Annotated in this window: 12 protein-coding genes and 2 pseudogenes; 3 read left to right on the top strand and 11 right to left on the bottom strand. The window is 51.3% G+C overall.

Annotation, left to right across the window (positions count from 1 at the left end):
• Positions 1 to 9: 9 nt before the first annotated feature.
• Both L0M14_RS32180 and L0M14_RS32175 read right to left on the bottom strand, forming a co-directional pair.
• Positions 10 to 486, bottom strand: a pseudogene (locus L0M14_RS32180) (methylated-DNA--[protein]-cysteine S-methyltransferase); the annotation flags it as partial.
• A gap of 154 nt (positions 487 to 640) precedes the next feature.
• A pseudogene (locus tag L0M14_RS32175) lies at positions 641 to 1215 on the bottom strand (bifunctional transcriptional activator/DNA repair enzyme AdaA).
• Positions 1216 to 1459: 244 nt separating this feature from the next.
• On the opposite strand from L0M14_RS32175, the gene L0M14_RS31340 reads away from it, so the two are divergent.
• A complete protein-coding gene (locus L0M14_RS31340; RefSeq protein ID WP_311198814.1) occupies positions 1460 to 2572 on the top strand; it encodes a DNA-3-methyladenine glycosylase family protein in 1113 nt (370 codons plus the stop codon).
• 148 nt (positions 2573 to 2720) lie between these two features.
• Positions 2721 to 3182 carry a GNAT family N-acetyltransferase gene (locus L0M14_RS01820; protein ID WP_235120393.1) on the top strand — a complete coding sequence of 154 codons (462 nt, stop codon included), beginning with the start codon at positions 2721 to 2723 and terminating at the stop codon, positions 3180 to 3182.
• Between the two features lie 88 nt (positions 3183 to 3270).
• On the opposite strand, the gene L0M14_RS01815 is transcribed toward L0M14_RS01820, so the two are convergent.
• The 3 genes from L0M14_RS01815 to L0M14_RS01805 all read right to left on the bottom strand — a co-directional run bounded on the left by L0M14_RS01815 (position 3271) and on the right by L0M14_RS01805 (position 7804).
• Complete coding sequence (locus tag L0M14_RS01815) at positions 3271 to 3456, bottom strand: hypothetical protein (protein WP_235120392.1); 186 nt, start codon at positions 3454 to 3456, stop codon at positions 3271 to 3273.
• Positions 3453 to 4109, bottom strand: coding sequence for a YckD family protein (locus L0M14_RS01810; protein ID WP_235120391.1), 657 nt, complete (start codon positions 4107 to 4109; stop codon positions 3453 to 3455). Before L0M14_RS01810 ends, L0M14_RS01815 begins: the two co-directional genes overlap by 4 nt.
• Before the next feature lie 440 nt (positions 4110 to 4549).
• Complete coding sequence (locus tag L0M14_RS01805) at positions 4550 to 7804, bottom strand: FAD-dependent oxidoreductase (protein ID WP_235122779.1); 3255 nt, start codon at positions 7802 to 7804, stop codon at positions 4550 to 4552.
• A 322-nt stretch (positions 7805 to 8126) separates the two neighbouring features.
• Here L0M14_RS01805 and L0M14_RS01800 point away from each other — a divergent pair, with 322 nt between their 5' ends.
• Positions 8127 to 9011 (top strand): MerR family transcriptional regulator, encoded by an 885-nt coding sequence (locus tag L0M14_RS01800; RefSeq protein ID WP_235120390.1) that lies wholly within the window; start codon positions 8127 to 8129, stop codon positions 9009 to 9011.
• 344 nt (positions 9012 to 9355) lie between these two features.
• Here L0M14_RS01800 and L0M14_RS01795 read toward each other — a convergent pair whose 3' ends face one another.
• The 6 genes from L0M14_RS01795 to L0M14_RS01770 form a co-directional block, all read right to left on the bottom strand.
• The gene (locus tag L0M14_RS01795) at positions 9356 to 10984 is read right to left on the bottom strand and encodes an AraC family transcriptional regulator (RefSeq protein ID WP_235120389.1); all 1629 of its coding nucleotides are present in this window, start codon (positions 10982 to 10984) and stop codon (positions 9356 to 9358) included.
• Entirely contained in the window at positions 10981 to 12801 is a 1821-nt protein-coding gene (locus tag L0M14_RS01790) for a cache domain-containing sensor histidine kinase (protein WP_235120388.1), read from the bottom strand. Before L0M14_RS01790 ends, L0M14_RS01795 begins: the two co-directional genes overlap by 4 nt.
• A gap of 102 nt (positions 12802 to 12903) precedes the next feature.
• On the bottom strand, positions 12904 to 14217 hold the full coding sequence (locus tag L0M14_RS01785; protein WP_235120387.1) for an ABC transporter substrate-binding protein: 1314 nt from the start codon (positions 14215 to 14217) through the stop codon (positions 12904 to 12906).
• 107 nt (positions 14218 to 14324) lie between these two features.
• A complete protein-coding gene (locus L0M14_RS01780; protein WP_235120386.1) occupies positions 14325 to 15155 on the bottom strand; it encodes a carbohydrate ABC transporter permease in 831 nt (276 codons plus the stop codon).
• A 1-nt stretch (position 15156) separates the two neighbouring features.
• Positions 15157 to 16038: a carbohydrate ABC transporter permease gene (locus tag L0M14_RS01775; RefSeq protein ID WP_235120385.1), complete on the bottom strand. Its 882-nt coding sequence runs from the start codon at positions 16036 to 16038 to the stop codon at positions 15157 to 15159.
• A complete protein-coding gene (locus L0M14_RS01770) occupies positions 16035 to 17072 on the bottom strand; it encodes a Gfo/Idh/MocA family protein (RefSeq protein WP_235120384.1) in 1038 nt (345 codons plus the stop codon). The genes L0M14_RS01775 and L0M14_RS01770 overlap by 4 nt, the downstream gene beginning before the upstream one ends.
• Positions 17073 to 17141: the final 69 nt, after the last annotated feature.

The raw sequence follows: 17141 nt of genomic DNA, 5'->3' as shown, positions 1-17141 counted from the left end.
ATCTGAAGTTTATATAAGCCTTTCGCTATTTACTTGCCCATTTCCGCCCTGTTCCAAACGCAGCAATTCTGCTTTGGCCGTCAGTCCCCCGCGATATCCAGTTAAAGCTCCATTCTTGCCCATAACCCGGTGACAAGGTACCGCAATCAGAACAGGATTCGCTCCGATGGCGGTTCCTACTGCCCGGACAGCCCTCGGATTTTGCAGCTGAGCCGCGATTTCCGAGTAGCTTCGAGTCTCTCCATGTGGAATCTCGAGCAGAGCCTGCCAAACCTTCTTTTGAAAAGGTGTCCCTTTCAGATCAAAAGGAATAGCAAACGCCGTCCGCTTTCCTTCCAGGTAAGCAGCGATCTGTTCTTTGAACGGCTGCAGTCTTCCGACATCCTCTATCCATTCAATTTCGGAGGCGTGTCGCTCCACCCACTTCCAAAACATCGCGTATTCCTGATCCTGTGAATGGTGCGTTAGAATTTGTAAATAACAGAGCCCTGTCCCGGTCGAAGCCAGAAGGAGTTCCCAACCTTCACATGCTAGATGAGCCCAATAGCCAATTCGTGTTGCTGTCCCTGTTGCTGCTGCTGTTGCTGTTGCTGTTGCTGTTCCTGTGTCATGCTGATGGTCCATGCCGGTGACACCCCCTTTACGTGATACGATTGTGATATTGATTCCGGTATGTGGTCGGCCTGAGGCCGGTTTTTTCTGAAATAAGGTAGCAAAATGTGCTGCATTCACCACCCCGACTTGCATGGATATAGATGTAATCGGCAGATCCGTCGTAATCAGCAGTCTTTGCGCAGCTCGAATGCGAGTCTCCTGCAAGTAAGCGAGCGGGGACATTCCCTTCACCTTCTTAAAGGTCCTCTGCAAATGAAAGCTGCTTGCATAAAAATATTCCGCCAGCATCGACAGCGTAATCCCTTCCGCATAACGGCGATCGATCAACTCCGCAATCCGCTGCGCCCATTCCTCCTCGGGCAAATAGCGACTGTCCGGCTTGCAGCGTTTGCAAGGGCGAAAGCTATCGGATAACGCCTCCCGAACGGTGGCATACACGCGGACGTGCTCTCTGCGAGGCAGTCTGGACTTGCACGACGGACGGCAAAAAATGCCGGTCGTGGTCACCGCATAATAGAATCTGCCATCATAGGAAGCATCGTTCTCCGCAATTGCCTTCCATTGCTCGTTTGTCACGCTCCACTCTCCCCTTTCTTTCACTGCAAGCCTTACCCCCAGTATAACCAAATCCCAAGCCGCTTGTAAGCCGGACGGGATGAGAAAGCAAGAATGCAAAAGCGCCGCTTTGCCGATTATGGTATATATGTTGCTAGGTACGAATGAACGGGAACAGGGTGTGCTATCCGAGCGTAGCGAAGCGAGAGTACACCCTGACGTAAAAACCGAATCAAATCAAGGTTACGCTCTACACAATGAATTGCAAAACAAAGGAGACGCCATGCCTATGAAGCAAATAAATGAATGTAAACGTTCCTTCCATAGCTGGGACGCAGCCAAACAGCAGCTTACGGTACACCTTCCTCAGCCCTTTCGGTTCGAGCCCAACATCAGTTACCTGGCCCGCTCCAAGAATGAATGCATGTATCATGTGGATGCGGAGAATGGTCAAATCACCAAGCTGTTCCCTTGGAATAAGCGGAAATTTTTGCTAGAAATCAATTGCGAGGAAGATCAATTCCTGCATATTCGATTCGTTGGCGGAGGAGGACAGGAGGCGGGTCTAGGCGTGAGACATGATAACGACCTCGGGGAGTATGGAAAGGTTGCAAAGGAGCTTGCTGAGGAACTTCTTGAGGATCCTGCAGGGAGCGACAACGAGAGGCCCGACCAGAATCTTAGAGAGGAGTGCGCAGACAATGTGAAAAGCTTTGCAGATCCAGCACTACTCGACGCAGTCGCAAGCTACGTGTGGGAATGGTTTGACTTGGGAAGGGATCTGCAGCCCTTCTATGAGCTGGCTGAGCATGATCCGCTGCTGCAGAATGCGGCCCGCAAATTCTACGGCCTGCGCATCCTGGGCATTCCCGATTTGTTCGAAGCTATTAGCTGGGGCATTATCGGACAGCAGATCAATCTGCCGTTTGCCTATACGTTAAAAAGAAGGCTGGTAGAGGGCTACGGCTCCTCCAGCGTATGGAACGGACGGACGTACTGGTCCTTCCCCGAACCGGCACAAATTGCAGAACTCACACCGAATGCCCTTACCTCACTGCAATTTACCGGCAAAAAGGCCGAATATCTGATTGGCGCTGCACAGCTCATCACAGAGGGCAAGCTTTCAAAAGCCGCGCTGCTTTACCATAAGGAGGCTAAAGCCGCCGAGAACGAGCTCCTGCGTATCCGTGGGATCGGACCTTGGACAGCTAATTACGTGATGATGCGCTGCTTGCGCGATCCTTCCGCTTTCCCCATTGCGGATGTGGGGCTGCACAATGCACTAAAGCTCGTTATGGACAGATCGGAAAAACCGAGTCTGGATGAAATTAAAGAGCTAGCTGTACATTGGAAAGGATGGGAAGCTTACGCCACTTTCTATTTGTGGAGAACATTATATTAATACTATGTTATATTTATGTTATATATTTGGGTATTTATAGAAAATAGTTGGAGTTTTCATAAAAATTCTTTATTTGAACGAAGTATTACGTTAGTTTATATTACATATAAAGAGAGATAGAAAGTGGTCGAACAAAGGAGAGATTGCCATGATCCAAATCAAACGCTATTCCACACTTGACCATGATGATGTATGGAGAATTCATTTGCTTGTCATTTCTGAAGCCGGAGTTGAGGCCACACATCAGCACTATCATGATATTCTTAACATTGATGAGCAATATTTAAAAACAGGCGGAGAGTTTCTAGTCGGCATTAATGATAGCGGCACTGTCATCGCGATGGGCGGACTTAAATTATTAGAAAATGGAAAAGCGGAAGTCAAGCGGCTTCGCGTCCACCCCAGCTATCAAAGAAAAGGCTACGGCCAGATGCTGCTGTCTCAATTGGAGGATAAAGCGCGCAGTCTGGGAGTGCAGCAGCTCATTCTGGATACATTAACCTCCCAGCATGGTGCCCAACACATGTTCACCAGCAACGGTTATATTCCACAAGGCTCCGCAGTGATCGATGGATTTGATGTTCTTCTCTACGAGAAAGCCCTTGCTTAACCCCAACAAGAGCTGCTGAAGCTCGTAATGAATCTCACTTCATAATAAACAGAGGTTGTTCCGTCGGAACAACCTCTGTTTATTTCATTTATTGTGCAGTCGCAGCAGACTGGTTGGACGCATCAGAGCCAGCACTAGCACTACCGTCCGCTTTCGCCCCGCGCTTGCCTCTATCATGGCCAAACTGCGGAGCCGTTCCTTTATGCTCAATGAACTGCTTCAGCGTATCGGTCATGCTATCCTTAAGCTTGGCAATCAGTTCCTCTTCCTTCATGCCTTTGCTTTCTGCAATTTCGGCCAATGACTTGCCAGCTTTGCGCTGGGCATCCAGCTCATCCTTTGTGATGCCGAGAATTTCGGCCATCTTCTCTGAATTCCCCAAGGGCCCGGCATCATGCCGCCCATCCGCCCCTGCGGTTTGCCTTGGAAGCCCATCGATTTCGGCGTGCTCTCGACCATTTTCTTCAGGCGGTCAGCAAGTCCCGCTTTCATCTTATCCGCCTGCTCCTGAGTAAGCTTGCCGGCTGTTACCGCATCGTCGATACGCTTGGTTTCTGCTTCCGTCAGCTTTTGGAGAAGCGCATCTTCCGTAAGATTTGCTTTTTCTTCAGCAATCTGGGCGATGGTTTTTCCCTGCTTGATTTCTTCTTTAAACACGCTAGCATCGATACCCAGAACTGAAGCCGGATCCATCATGCCTTTGCCGCCCATGAACCCTCCGATGAATTGCTCTTTATGAAAACCGCCTTTGCCACGGCTGCCGAAGCTCTTATGGTCTTTAGCCGCACCGGTCGACGGAGTTGAAGCTGCAGCAGCCGTACCCGCCTCGTCAGCGAACGCTTGATTATGCTGAAGCGCGAAGCCTCCACCTGCTAGCAATCCAACTGCCAACGTGCTCGCAAGCACCACTTTGACTACCTTTTTCAATTCACTTACCACCTTTACGTAGAATTTGTCCTACGCTCTCAAGTATAGGCAGTATTTGTGAAGAAACTTTGAAATCAAGCTTAATAGAAGCTAAAAATTTTGCCTATTTGCGAAAAAATGATGAATTCACGAACGCTGCCGGGCCAGCAGAGCAAATGACAGCACAGCACCGGCTTCCATTACTGCAATAATAATGGCCAGGAGAACCGCCGTCTGGCTGCCGCCACCCACAAGCGGAGCCATGGCACCGCCGACATCACAGTTGCCATAACAACTGATTATCCTATCAATGGTCAGGATGTCTGTCTAGCAACTGATCAAACCGATGGCACCGATAGGCAGGATGTGTCAGATGGGTCGGATGGGTCGGATGCTTCAGACGTTTTGAATGTTTCGAGTGAGTCAGATCGGAAAGACAAGGAACGCATTCGCATTCGCGGTCACACCTTAAACTTTCCAACCAAAGCCTGCAGAGTTTCCGACATTTCATTCAACTTCAAGGCGGTTTGCAGCATCTCCTGGCTGGCCGCAGTTTGCTCTTCGGTCATGGCCGCGACCTCTTCCGAGAACGAAGCTGTCTCTTCCGTAATCCTCGTAATTTCATGAACGGAGGTATCTACAGATTTCGCACTTGCCGACATTTGTTCTACCGTTGCTGTTACATCCATCACCTGAGAGCTTACGTGAGAGATTCGGAACATAATGTTCCGGAACGAATCCCCTGCACTCTTCATCGCTTGGACGCCGTCTTTGACATCCAGGCTGTTTTCATCCACTTTCTGTACCAGACTGTTAATGCTCCCAAGCATCACTTCAATTGTTTGGTTGATATCAAGCGTGGAGTGTGCGGCTTGCTCCGCAAGCTTACGAATCTCATCCGCCACCACGGCAAACCCCCGTCCATGCTCTCCCGCACGCGCTGCTTCAATGGCTGCATTGAGCGCAAGCAGGTTCGTCTGATTCGATATTTCTTTAATATGTGAAACGACCTTGCGAATTTGCTCCGATAAGACGGATAGCGCTGTCGCCGACTCCTGGATCTCAGAGAAGGTCTCCTCAATCCGGCCGATTTTACCGGCATTATCGAGCATCCGCTCCGCACTTTGGGTTGCTATTGAGTTCGTGTTGGCTGCAAGATCCGAAAGCTCCGTGGAGGTAGCCGCCACTTGATCGAGCCCGAATACCGTTTCTTGAAGTGCTGCGGAGATTTCCTGTGTTTGCGAAACCTGATGCTCCGCTCCTTGCGCAACCCGCTGTACAGAATGGGCGATTTGCTCAGACGCCTTGGAGCTCTCTTCCGCTCCCGCCCTCAGCAATCCGGACGATTGCTTCAGCTCCTCAGCACTTGCTTGTATATCGGTGATCATTCCTTGAAGAGAAGTCAGCAAGGCATTGGTCTGATCAGCCAAATCCTTCGTCTCGTCCTTCGTAGAGACTGATATCCGCCTTGTCAGGTCGCCGCCGGATAAAGCGATCTCCGCGATGGCTGCACCAACCTTCCGAACATTTTTCCCTGTACGTACACCGGTAAAATAATACGAAAGTGCAGCAGCGGCGAGCACCACCACCAAAGAGATATACAGCTGCATGCGAAGCTGATCATTCTTCTCCTCAAGCGCCCCGACCCGCTGCGCCGTCAACGCTTTCTCCGTTTGTCGGAAGGCGGAAATTTGCTCACGCAATGCATCCATATACGTTTTACCCGGATCTTCCTGGAAAAATTGCTGGATCCCTTTCGTATCGTTATTCCCTTTCATGGCAACCACTTTCTCCCCTGCTTCTTGTATCCAGCTCTCAGCATTTTTCTGAATCGCCTTTAGCTTATCCTGCTGGACGGGGTTATCCGCAACGAGCTGGAACAAGGCCTCAAAGTGCTTCTGCCAACCGGCTTTACCATTCGTATAAGGATCCAGATACTTCTTGTCTCCGGTAATCACATAGCCGCGCTGGCCTGTCTCCATATCAGCAAGGTCCTTCTGAATCGATTGTGCAAGGCTGTGGACTTCCATATCGTGATCGGTAATAAAATCACTTTCTTTTTGAAAGGCAGTTAACTGACTGCTCACACTTAAAATAGAGATAACAAAGCAAAGGACGACAACCAGAAAACCAAGTGCAATTTTATAATGGATTTTGTTCATTCGTTTGAGTAGTACTGTCATGGCTGCATGGCGCTCCTTGTTATGAGAATAAGTATCTGAAAGAATGACATATAATGCCTTACCTTTTTTCTTCAAAATCGCTCTGGCCGCATAGTATCCGCTTAGCGCAGAAGATAGCGTGCCGGGTCCGGGAAAGACCTGTTCCCCCACCTTATACATGCCCGGTAGAGACGTCCGAACACCTCTTGGATCCGTAACCGCATGAGCTATGGTTAGAGGAAATCCACCAACCTCGGCTTTGCCGATAAATTTCCGGTACGTTTTGGGGGTCCCTGCCTCCAGATACACAATGTGCTCCCTGACTGGAATCACTTTCTCGATTTCAGCGAGAATGGCGTCTGTACCCTTCTGCTTTTTAAAACTGTAAACCTCTTTAGGGCATTCTAACCAGCTCTCAGTTCTGGTATGGACAGAAGCCGTCATGGTAAGCTCCCCGGAAATCGGTTCTTGCTTTGCATTCAGCGCCTGCTGAAAGGTCACGTATACAGGCCCGTGTTGGTCCCCAAACAGATAAGAGTGCTGAGGTTTAGGAGCAATCTGAAAAGCAAAGGGCAGGGTCATGTCCTTCAGCCTCTCGGCTGCTGCAGCCTGCTTGATCACTGCATCCACACGGAAAGCCCCCCAGGAAAGGGAATGAGGACCACCAATCTCAGGCTCCAGCCCCAGACTGCCTCCTGTATTGTTAATCACGATGTCGAACGTGTACGAAGCTTTACGGGTTTGAACCAACCACTTCCCAGCTCCCTCCTCATACTGCACATGCTCCGCGGACTGACCGAGAAGCACTTCGCCTCCTAACGCGGCAATTCGCTCGGCGATCGCTTCGCTCAGCTGTCCGAGCCCTCGCTCCAGAGCAAAGCTCCCATACCGATAGACGGATAAAGCCAGACAGGCTGGGAGCAGAGCCGCCTTGCTTACATCCGTTTGCACAGCATCCACAAGCTGAAGATCGAGAAGCCTGCGAAGAGGTTCGTAGGAGTCCAGACGATATGCCCACATGAAGTCCTCCACAGTCCAGCTCGCATATTTGGCGAGCTTCAGAGAAGTCCAGGGATGTCTACACACGAAGGCAGGCAAATTTCCTACATCAACGAATCGCTGAATAGGTAGAGCAACCCCTGATTTCGTTACCCCCAGCACCCCTTTACTCAAGCTCTCCAGATGCCGCCAGAAGCGAAGAACGTCGTCTTTACGTTCGAAGAATTTGCTCTGCAGCTCCTCCTCCCATCGCTTTCGGTCCTTATAAATAGAAACCGTTCGATCCTTTAGAACAACATCCATCGGATGGAGCAGCTCCACTGCAGACAGCTGGATGCCCAGCTCCTGAAGCCTCTCGCGAAGAAGCCCCTGCTCTTCAAGACCAAAGGCTAACGTAGCTCCCGTAGGAAACATTCTTCCTTGACGAACATAGAACCCTGCCGAACCGCCGACTGTCGAAGCCTTTTCCAGAACAGTTACCTCGCAGCCACCCTTCGCCAAGTAAGCGGCAGCGGTTAGACCTCCTATTCCAGCTCCAATAACGCCTATCTTCATCGCCAATGCCTATCACCAGCTTTCCGTTTTCATTGTTGCAAAGACAAGGGCAGTCAATTCTCTTCTTGACTAATTTTGTATAACTTTTGTATCATTTTTGTATAAGATATTACCACCTTTTGTATAAGGTGTCTAGTCGTTTAGGCAAAGCAGTCCCACCAATACGCCAAGCAGAGCCAGCAATCTGTTTATTTAGGACCCGGCCAGCGGGTAGCTGAGCGGATCAGCAGCAGCTGGTAACCATTTTTTAGCAACATTCTTGTTGAATATTTGTATAAGTTTTGTTTACAATGGCGAGAGGAGGGAAGGAAGGGACAACCCGATGTATAGTATAAAAAAGGTATCTGAAATGTTGAATATTCCGGCTGTAACCATTCGCGCATGGGAGAACCGGTACCGGATCGTTACCCCTTTGCGTACAGAGGGCGGTCACCGATTATATAGCGATGCGGATATTGAAACGCTGAGATGGGTGAAGCAGCAGACTGAGGACAATAAGATGAAAATCAGCGAAGCTGTTTACCTGCTGCAGCAGCAGAAGAAGCCTGCCGTTCCGAGCAGCCTTCACAAAGTAACTCCCCAGCACCGAAATGAAATCATTGAACGATTGATTCAAAGCTTCATTAATCTAAGCAGCGAGCAGGCCAATGAACTGATTGATTTCGCCTTCTCCATGTATAACTTTGAGGACGTATTTCACACGATCCTGACTCCAGCTTTGTATAGAATTGGAGAGCTATGGGAAACGGGTCATATCACGGTCGCACAAGAGCACTTCGCAACCCAGCTCGTGCTGCAGCGGCTTCATCAGTTCTTTCGTATCCTACCTGTTCAGCCTCATTACCCGAAGGCGCTAGCTTTTTGTCCTGAAGGGGAATTTCATCAAATGGGCATTATGCTGTTCAGCTTATTTTTGCGAAATAAAGGTGTCGAAGTGATCTACTTGGGGCCTAATACCCCGTACGAAGGACTAACTGAGCTGATAGAATCAAAATCTATCTACGCCGTGGCAGCCTCGATATCCAGTCCCAAGCTGTCTCCCGCGTTGGAGGAATGGATCGGACATTGGAAAAAGCAGTTCCCACAGCTCGTGTTTGTTCTTGGCGGAAGCGGTCTTCATCCCTGCCCCCACTCTTTGCAGTCCTATGTGCTGGACAACACGCAAGAGGTCTGGGAAGCTTGGTTCCAAGCGAACATGAAGCTTTAACGCTTAGGCCATACACGAAAAACGACTTCATTGTCCTAAAAGGACGGTCGTGTCTGTTAACAAAAAAAGAGGGTGTCTCCAAATTTACTTTGGGACACCCTCTGAAATTTAATGCAACGCTATTGATGATATCTATAATTAGCAAAAAAACGCACCTGTTCACTGCAGGCTAGTATTTCAGTCGAGCTCTTTTGGCCCCCTTTTAGGAGGCAAATGTTACGCATAGAAAGAACACAGTTGTTGTGTTCACAGGGGACAGCATCGAAATTGACTAATCCGACGCACCGAGGGAACTAGCACGAATAGAGCTCCCGGACGTTGTGGAAATTATACAAATTAGAGCGCTAAGCCCCTGCTCCGCCTTCCGTTCTTCGATACTGCTGAGGCGTCATCCCGGTCTCTTTCTTGAAGACTTTGCTGAAGTACTTCTCGTCCGCGAAGCCAACCTTCTCGGCGATGTCCGCAATCTTCAGGAAGGAGTTCCCCATCAGCAGCTTGGCATGGCGGATACGCAACGCAGTGACGAATTCTTTAATGCCAATCCCGAATTTATGTTTGAATAAGCGCGCTACGTATTCCGCGTTCAGATAAAATTGAGCCGCTAAGTCCCTGATCATGAAGGGTTCGCAATAATGCCGCTCTAGATAATCCCGAATATCGTCTACCGTATTCGAGCGCTTTCTTCTGCTTGCTGCGACCGATATCCTCGACAACTTCTCCAAGCAGCCTACAAGACTTTCCGCCAACTTCTCCAACGAGAAGGCTCCCGCATCGTCCCAATAAACCAAAGCAGGCAAACCAACGCTTCCCTCCTCTTCGGCTGCTTGCGCTCCCAGGAGTTCTGGCAATTCCGATTCAATCCAGGGTTCCCCAAACCACTTCAATTCCCGCTCCCACCAGAGGATCTGCCTGTTGGTTAACGAACCGCTCTCGCAGCATTCATTCAGCAGCTTCCTTGTAAATCGATGAATGCCTTCGGCATTCCGTATGGACAGCAGCATGTCGCGCAGCTCTCGCTCTCTCTCGAGCAGCGAGAGCAGACCTGCAAAGTCCGCCGGCCGGTCATACACCCGATCCGGATCCGGCGCTAGCTGGTTGATTCCTTCCCAGGTCGAGAAAGCTGCCGCACTGACGGTTCCTAAGTCCTCAGGGAATGAGGCTCCGCGAGCGATCGCGATCTCAATCCGGATTCGGAATAAACCGAAGATACGGCGCGCAAGCTCTCTGCAGCTGGCAGTAGCATCGCCCGTACCGTAAACGATGAACATCACCGTGTTCGGTGCACTCAAATAGCGGAAGCCCATTCCGTGCTCAGGGAAATGCATCAGCTCTCCAGCCGCCTTCAGGAAGGAAGAGTCGAATGAATGCTTGCTATCCGCATGGAGACGCTCCATTCGCCCCGCTCTTTCATTCACCCTGCATAAGCAAAGTGAGTAAGGCCGTCCGAAGCCGGGACTCCAGTCCTCCTCCAATTGGGAGACAATGTCTGCCCGCATGCCCGGCCGATCGATCCACTGTGTCATCAGGCCGTCCTGCAGCAGCCGCTTCTGCTCATGGAAGACCATGGCGGAAATGTCTATGCGAGCGGCAGCTTCCTTCTCCTGCTCCAGCTCCCTCACCGCTTCCCGCAAGCGCGCGGTCACTTCGATCTCGTCAATCGGCTTGGTGAAATAATCGAACCCGCCGTATTCGATCGTTTTCTTCATATAATGGTAATCATCAAACCCGCTGACAACAATTGTTCGGTGCGGATAGGGTAGGCTGCGGAGCAGTTGAAGCAGCTCAACCCCGTCTTTGCGCGGCATGCACATGTCGATGAAGAGGATCTCGGGCTTCTCTTCCTGGATCAAGTGATAAGCCTCTTCGCCGTCGGAGGCTTCGAGCACGTCGTCAATCCCGATCGACGTCCAATCGATGACAGAACAGAAGAACTTCCGCGTCCGTCGTTCATCATCCACGATGATAGCCTTCATGCTTGGATCCCCCCGTTTCCGATGATCATGATGTTGTCCCGTTTCGGGATATGCCGAGGCAGCAGCAGGAAGACGCGGAAGCCTCCGCCATGGCGATTCTCCAGCCGAATCTCGGCGGAATCTCCGTAATAAAGTTGGATTCGCCGGATCAAGTTGACGAGTCCCACCTTCCTGTAAGGTTCCTTCTGATCGCGCTGTCGTTCAACGGCCTGCATGATCACTACAATCTCCCTCTCATCCATCCCCTGCCCATCATCTTCGACCGTGATGGAAAGCTTGCCTTCATCCCCGTCCTCGACCCTCAACGTTCGGATTCCCAGCATCCCTTTGCTCGACTTCGAATCGAAGGCGTGCTTAAAATAATTCTCTACCAAGGGCTGAATGGTCATCTTCGGCACCAGCCATTCGCCGCATTGTCCGTCTGTCTTCAGGTCCACCTGGAGCCTTTCCTCAAATCGATGCCCCTGAAGCTCCAAGTAAGCCCGGACATGCTCGATCTCCCTGGCTAGCGGCACCAGCTCTTCTTCGATATTCATACTGTACCTCATCATTTTGGACAAGGATCGAATCAGACGGTACACGTCATAATCCTCGTTCTCGTAGGCGAGTGCTGCCGTCGATTGAAGAGCATTGTTTAGAAAATGGGGGTTGAGCTGCGCCTGGAGCGCGTTGAGCTGCTGCGTCTTGTTCTGGAGCTCTAGGTTGTATTCCTTGATCATGAGAGAGCGGATCGTCTCCACCATCGATTTGAACTGATCGCCCACCACCCCGATTTCATCATTGCCGAGACTGTCATAATCGACCTGGAGATGTCCTTTCTTAATATGGCGGATATTGCGGATCAACGTACGAAGAGGCGACGTAATTCGGACCGACACGGCCATCGTTGCGATTACGGCCAGCACTAAGGCCAGCGCGCCGATTTGCAAGTTGATGCGGACAATCTCGCGTGCATTGCGGTTCAGGACCGCATACGGGATTCGCTTGACCATCACCCATCCCTCGTTCGTACCCGTTAGCTTGTTGAACATCGTAATACCGCGGAACCCACCATCCTCCCACTCCAAATACCCGCTCAAGCGGGAATCATTCTGGATCTTGACGTACCACTCCGGAGCGACGAAAGCGTCCTGCAGAAGGCCATCGTCTACTCCCGGCACAGATTGGAGCAGAGGCTGATTTTCCGGATTGAACAAATAAAATTCGCTGTCACCCCGAACGAACAAATCGTGAACCAGATCCTCCAGCTCCTGCTTGTCGATGGTAATCGTTAAAGAGCCCAGCACTTCGCTGCCGGGAATATCGATAAACGCGCGCTGATGCACGAGGTTCTGCCCATCCTGCATCGCGAAGTAACCCTTGTACGGATTACGCAGCAACGGCTCGCTCAGTCGGGCTTTGCCTGGATCCTGCCAGGTTCGCATCCAAAGCGCGGGTGTCAATGTATAGGTGTTACCGCTTTCAAAAAATTTCCAATCAACTCGTTTGATATTCGAGTTGGAGGACAGAATGGTTAGCAGCATATCCTTAACCTTTTGATAGAAGTCATCGTCCCCTTGGCTGTTTCTGCGGAACAGGTTGTTCGATACCGCTTTGTTATATAAGGTCAGCCCCAGTTGGTCGATCCGCTTCAGATACGAATCGATGTTCCGCTGTCCCGCCGACAGCAATTTGACGTTCTCCTGAAGCGTCTGCTCCCGAACCATACGGCTCGTATGCTGGTAATTGAACAGAATGGACAAGCCGAAGGGAACGATCGCGGACAGCATTAGCAGCACAATCAATTTATTACGGATGCTGAATTTTAGATCATTCATCGTCGGTCCCTCCGGGTCGTCTATCGAAATTTTGCGGGATCATGGCAAAACAAATCTTAGGCCCTAAGGCATAAGATTTGTTCCGCGAATCGTGTATGGCAATTACTTCTTGTACAGGTCCTTCCACGCTTCGTCCATCTTCGCCAGGGCTTCATCGTATTTCAGCTTGCCTGCGACGTAAGCTTGCATGGACGCGTGGAATTCATTGGTCGCTCCATCCGGCCAGCTGGAGAAATTCCAAGGAATCGTCTTGTTGGCCTTCGAGTACTCCAAAACGACCTGCGACAGCGCGCCTAGGCTAGTCGCCTCGATATTGTTGTAAGCCGGGATGTATTTAAATTGCTCGGTCAAGTACTTCTTGCCCGCGTCGGACGTCACCATCCAATTCATGAACGTCTTGGCCGCTTCCAGATGCTTAGATTCTTTATTGAGTGCCCAGAAGAGCGGAAGGCCAACCTCCAGACGGTCCATCTTCTCCGCATCGTCGTTAATCGGCAGCGGCATAAGCCCAATGTTCCCCATATCCGGGTTCATCTGACGCATCGGAGCTTCCGCCCAATCGCCTTGATGAATCATAGCGACTTGGCCGCCCGCGAACAGCGTCTCTTGCGTTTTATAGTCGGTCGTAATCGGATTATCATTACCATACTTCAGCGTCAAGTCCAGGAAGTTCTTATAATCTTCGAACAGGGCGTTGCCCTTGATTGTTGCCTTCCCATCTGACAAGTCTTGGATGAATTGATCCGGGTCCGGCTGCTGCGCGAACGGGATATTCATCTGATGCATGCCAAATATCCACCATTCCCCGTACCCGTTGCCGAACGGCGTGATTCCCGCCTTCTTGAGCTTCTCCGCCGCGTCCCTGAGCTCTGTCAGTGTCTTCGGCGTTTGGGTAATACCAGCCTTGGCGAAATGGTCCTTGTTGTAGACTAAGCCGAAGCCCTGCAGATTGTATGGCATGCCATACAGCTTACCGTCGATGCTGGCGGCTTCCTTCGCGAAGGGGAGAGCGTTCCCGACCCATGGTTCGTTCGACAAGTCTGCGATCCGTGATTGCCACAATTTCAGCATGGAAGGGCCGTCAACGGCAAACACATCAGGGCCATCACCGGCGGCGAATCGGGTCTTCAGGTCGGACTTCCAGTCGGTGCTTCCACCCACGATGTCGTTCACGATTTTAATATTGGGATATTTTTTCGAAAATTCCTCGGTCATGGCGTTGAACTGTTCCGAGATCTCTACCATGAAATGAAAGACGTGGATCTCCTGAACCTCGCCGTTAGTGGATGCGGATGACACAGGCGCCGCAGATGACGCCGTGGGGCTTGCCACCGATCCGTTGTTGTTGCTCGCGCACCCCGCTAGTGCAGATGTGGCCAGCGTCGTTACGAGCAGACTAGTCCATACTTTTTTCATGCTTACTGCCTCCCCATTTCTAGAATTATAGTTCATATCTGAATCTTTTTCTATGAGAAAGAGATCTATATCCGAGCTAGAACATTCCTTGCATCAAGATACATGCATTACCCCTTGACTGATCCTGCCGTGATCCCGCGGATGACATATCGCTGGAGGAACAGGAACAGCACGACGATCGGCGTCATAGACATGACAAGCGTAGCCAGCGCTAAGTCCCATTGATGGGAATACTGCGCAAAGAAGGAATACAACGCCAGAGGAATCGTAAAGTTCAGCTTATCCCGAATCACCATGGACGGGAGCAAAAAGTCATTCCAAATCCAAAGGCTGTTCAGAATGATCGCTGTCATCGTAATCGGCTTCAGCAGCGGGAACACAATTCTCCAAAACAGTCCCTGAATCCCGCATCCGTCGATAATCGCGGATTCTTCCACCTCGGCTGGAATCGATTTGACGAAGCCGTGGTACAAGAAGACAGTGAACGCAACGCCTAGACCGAGATAGAGAACGATTAGCCCCCACAGGCTGCCAATCAGATCCAATCCTCCCCCCACCTGCATGAGAGGAATCATGAGGGATTGGAACGGAATCACCATGGAGGAAACGAACAACAGCAGAATGAGTTGACTCGCCTTCCCCGGCCTTCTCGCCAACCGCCAGGCGGACGTCGAACTCAGCAGAACGATGCCAGCATTGCTGAACACGGTTACAAGTGCGGAATTGCCGAACACCCGGGGAAAATCCGTCGCTCCCCACGCCCGCTCGTAATTGCTCAGAATAAACGCCTTCGGCCAGTTCGCTGATCGCAGCATGATCTCGGGGAACGACTTGAACGAGTTGAGGATAACCAGATACAACGGGTACAGGAACACGAGGGCGCAGAGGACGATCGCCAGCTCGATCAACAGCGTTTTCCAAGTATATCGGGTCATCATGTTACAGCTGCACCTCCCGTCTCTTGGTCAGACTCACTTGCAGCAGCGTTATCAAGGAGACGACAAGGAAGAACAGGATCGCCTTCGCACTTCCAAGACCGTACCGGTTGTTCTGGAACGCTTCCTTATAGATGTTGAGCGTGACAGACTCCGTCGAATTGAAGGGGCCTCCCGCCGTCAAACTCAGGTTGAGATCGAACACCTTGAAAGACATGGACAGCGACAGGAACAGACAGATCGTAATCGACGGCATGATCAACGGTATGATGATATGAATCAGTGATCTCCACCCGCTTGCTCCGTCGATACGGGCCGCCTCTACAATAGAGGAGTCGACATTCTGCAGCGCCGAGATGTAGATGACCATCAGATAACCGCTCACTTGCCAGACGAACACGATCACCATGCCCCAGAAGCCGGTGCTGGCATCCCCGAGCCAGTTCATCTTAAAGAAGGAGAGGCCCGTCATTTGCCCTATGGAAGGAAAACCCTTCAACAGAATGAACTGCCAAATAAAGCCGAGCAGAAGTCCTGCCAAAACGTTCGGGATAAAGAAGGACACGCGAAGCAAATTCGTCAGCTTAAGATGGCGGCTCAGCGCCAGAGCGAATCCAAAACCGATTACATTGCTGAGCACGAGAGAAACGAGCATGAAACGGAAGGTGAACCCAAATGAATGAAGGAATCTGGTGTCTTCCGAGAATAGGCGAACATAATTATCCAGCCCTACCCAGGCGGCGGATCCGCTGACCCCGTTCCAGGAAGTAAACGAGTAATACAAGCCGAACAAAAAAGGGATCACTGTTATAACGAAGAAAAATAGCAGCGCGGGTCCGATAAATATACTGTCATGGAAAAGGTTTTTCGTTTGTTGTCGGTTCATTCGGCCGTCTCTTCCTTCCGTTCATGCTGTTTCGCTCCTTCGATCTGCTTTGCAACCTCCTTCAGCGGGATCGGGCCCCCTTTATGAACGGACTCATAAGCCGCAAACGCCACTCGGGCCGCTTGCAAGCCGTCTTCTCCCGTAACGGAAGGCTCGCGTCCAATCCGAAGCGAATCTGTGAAGTCGCGAATGAGCTCCAGATCCATGTTGTCTCCCCAGGATAGCCATTGCTCTCCTTTCGCTTCGAATACGCGAACCTGCTGAGCGAAGGCGTCGAGCGTCAGCGAGCCCTTCGTCCCGATCAGCTCGAGCGTGATATCTCCCCATGTCGGGTAGTTCTCGTTGCGTGACCAGCTGCAGTCGATCGTCGCGAACATCCCGTTATCGAATGTCAATGTCAGCAAGCCACAATCATCGATCTGGGTATCCGCAAACTTGCCGTACCCCGCTTCTGCGTACACCTCGCGGACCTCCATACCAGATATCCATCGAAGCAGGTCTGTGACGTGCACCGTATGATCGAGCAGCGCCCCGCCGCCGGAAAGGGCCGGGTCGGTGAACCAGCCGCTGGGGAACTTACCGCGATTGGTGCCTTTGGCGGCAAGCAGCGTCCCAATCTCTCCGCGCTCTACTGCGCGCTTCGCTGCAATGACCGGGGACACAAACCGAACTGGGAAAGCGGTCTGCAGACGAACACCGTGGTTCCGGCAAGCCTCGATCATGCGTAGGCCGTCCGCTTCGTTCGTAGCCAGCGGCTTCTCGCACAGCACGTGCTTGCCAGCCTCTGCTGCCGCCAGGACGTGCTCGCAGTGCCGGACGTTCTCCGACGTGACGATAACAGCGTCGAGAGGTCGGCTCAAGAGCTCGCGGTAATCGGACGTCCATTCGGCCCCGAACTGCTCGGCCGCCGCCCGCCCCCTGGCCTCGTCTTCATCAGCGATACACACCAAAGTGACGCCCGGCAATTGACGAATGGCATCCGCATAGCTATAGGCGTGCATATGGGCAAAACTGATGATTCCAATCTGAAGCATATGAGGTAGCCTCCTTTTGCCAGCTGCCACGAATTCACATGTGAATCATAGCAGCATAGAGTCATAAAA

This window comes from Paenibacillus hexagrammi, from assembly GCF_021513275.1.
In the GTDB taxonomy this organism is placed as follows: Bacteria; Bacillota; Bacilli; order Paenibacillales; family NBRC-103111; genus Paenibacillus_E; species Paenibacillus_E hexagrammi.
Note: the sequence above shows the minus strand (reverse complement) of the source record. Positions and strands in the feature narration are given on the sequence as shown.

Coding starts and splice junctions, on each gene's coding strand:
- L0M14_RS31340 (WP_311198814.1), top strand. CDS start 1,460: ATGAAGCAAATAAATGAATGTAAACGTTCCTTCCATAGCTGGGACGCA.
- L0M14_RS01820 (WP_235120393.1), top strand. CDS start 2,721: ATGATCCAAATCAAACGCTATTCCACACTTGACCATGATGATGTATGG.
- L0M14_RS01815 (WP_235120392.1), bottom strand. CDS start 3,456: ATGAAGGAAGAGGAACTGATTGCCAAGCTTAAGGATAGCATGACCGAT.
- L0M14_RS01805 (WP_235122779.1), bottom strand. CDS start 7,804: ATGAAGATAGGCGTTATTGGAGCTGGAATAGGAGGTCTAACCGCTGCC.
- L0M14_RS01800 (WP_235120390.1), top strand. CDS start 8,127: ATGTATAGTATAAAAAAGGTATCTGAAATGTTGAATATTCCGGCTGTA.
- L0M14_RS01795 (WP_235120389.1), bottom strand. CDS start 10,984: ATGAAGGCTATCATCGTGGATGATGAACGACGGACGCGGAAGTTCTTC.
- L0M14_RS01790 (WP_235120388.1), bottom strand. CDS start 12,801: ATGAATGATCTAAAATTCAGCATCCGTAATAAATTGATTGTGCTGCTA.
- L0M14_RS01785 (WP_235120387.1), bottom strand. CDS start 14,217: ATGAAAAAAGTATGGACTAGTCTGCTCGTAACGACGCTGGCCACATCT.
- L0M14_RS01780 (WP_235120386.1), bottom strand. CDS start 15,155: ATGATGACCCGATATACTTGGAAAACGCTGTTGATCGAGCTGGCGATC.
- L0M14_RS01775 (WP_235120385.1), bottom strand. CDS start 16,038: ATGAACCGACAACAAACGAAAAACCTTTTCCATGACAGTATATTTATC.
- L0M14_RS01770 (WP_235120384.1), bottom strand. CDS start 17,072: ATGCTTCAGATTGGAATCATCAGTTTTGCCCATATGCACGCCTATAGC.